Origin of the sequence: Micromonospora sp. SL4-19 (assembly GCF_047921475.1) — a bacterium.
Taxonomy (GTDB): Bacteria; Actinomycetota; Actinomycetes; order Mycobacteriales; family Micromonosporaceae; genus Micromonospora.
This window is the reverse complement of the sequence record NZ_JBLROB010000076.1, coordinates 1-1,332: the sequence shown is the minus strand read 5'-3', so window position 1 is coordinate 1,332 and position 1,332 is coordinate 1. Positions and strand designations below refer to the sequence as shown.

Annotated in this window: 2 protein-coding genes and 1 other annotated feature; both genes read right to left on the bottom strand. The window is 65.7% G+C overall.

The window, feature by feature from the left end:
• Positions 1 to 31: 31 nt before the first annotated feature.
• The gene (locus ACNAVT_RS31750; protein ID WP_416301681.1) at positions 32 to 958 is read right to left on the bottom strand and encodes an IS3 family transposase; all 927 of its coding nucleotides are present in this window, start codon (positions 956 to 958) and stop codon (positions 32 to 34) included.
• Positions 887 to 1,000: a sequence feature (AL1L pseudoknot), on the bottom strand. (Overlaps the previous gene by 72 nt.)
• Complete coding sequence (locus ACNAVT_RS31745) at positions 955 to 1,266, bottom strand: transposase (RefSeq protein WP_416301680.1); 312 nt, start codon at positions 1,264 to 1,266, stop codon at positions 955 to 957. (Overlaps the previous feature by 46 nt.) Before ACNAVT_RS31745 ends, ACNAVT_RS31750 begins: the two co-directional genes overlap by 4 nt.
• Positions 1,267 to 1,332: the final 66 nt, after the last annotated feature.

Genomic DNA, 1,332 nt, shown 5'->3' with positions numbered 1-1,332 from the left:
TTGAGCTTCCCCCGATAACGCGGAGGGCGGGTTAGCAGGCTAGAGCCTGCTCGTGGGTGGTGTTCACAGGGTTGGGTGTATCGATGCTTGTTGTGTACCAGGTGGCCTCGTACTCGTCTGGCGACAGCCAGCCGAGGTCCTTCTGGATGCGTTCGCGGTTGTACCACCCGTCGATGTAGGCGAAGATCGCGTTCTCCGCCTCGTCGCGGGTGCGCCAGGAGCACCGGTAGACCAGTTCGATCTTCAAGGTGGAGAAGAAGTTCTCCATGAGCGCGTTGTCATAGGAGTCTCCGACGGAGCCCATCGAGGGCAGGATCCCGTTGTCTGCCAGGCGTTCGGAGAATCTAATCGCTGTGTAGGTGGACCCGCGGTCGCTGTGATGGATCAACTGCCCGTCACGCACGTCGCGTGACCAGATCCCGTACTCGAGGGCGCCGAGGACGAGGTCGGTGTTGCACCGGTCGGAGGTCTTCCAGCCCACGATCCGGTTGGAGAACGCGTCGCGGACCGCGGCTAGCCACAGCACACCGTCACCGCAAGCGATGCGGGTCGCGTCCGCCACCCACAGCCGGTTCGGGGCGTCGGTGGTGAAGTTCCGGTTGACCAGGTCCGGCGCAGGATCGGCCTTCGGGTTCTGTTTCGTGGACCCGCCCCGCCAGCCCTTACGCAGGAACGCTCCTTGCAGGTCGTGTTCGCGCATCAGCCGCTCGACCCGCTTGCGGCCCACCCGGATGCCCCGACCGGCGAGGGTGGCGTGCACACGCGGGCCGCCATACGTCTGCCCGGACCGGTCGTGGATGTCGACGATCTCCGACAGCAGGCCACGGTCGTCGACCTCCCTTGGGCCGGGAGTGGCCTCCCGGGCCGCCCAGCCGTAGTAGGTCGACGGCGCGATCTTCAGGACCCGGAGGACGGGCTCGACCCCGAAGCGGTCGCGCAGCTCGCTCACGAGCGTCATGACCGTCGCCGGGTCGGGTCGAGTTCCGATGCGAAAAAAGCGGATGCGGCCTTGAGGATTTCGTTGGCTCTGCGCAGCTCAGCGACCTCTTTGCGGAGCCGGCGCAGTTCCTCGGCCTCGGCGGTGGTGGGCCGGTCGAAGCGCTCACCGTGATCAGCCTGGTCCTGGCGGATCCAGTTACGCAGCGCCTCGGGATGCACACCTAGTTGCTCGGCCAGACGCTTGATCACCGGTTTGGGGTCGGACTCCCGGTAGAGCCGCACCGCACGCTGGCGCAACTCGTCCGGGTACTTACGAGGGGCGGGCACGAAAACCTCCTGGTCACGGCCTATCAGACCATGATTGAAAGTCTCCGAGCTACCGGGGGAACCTCA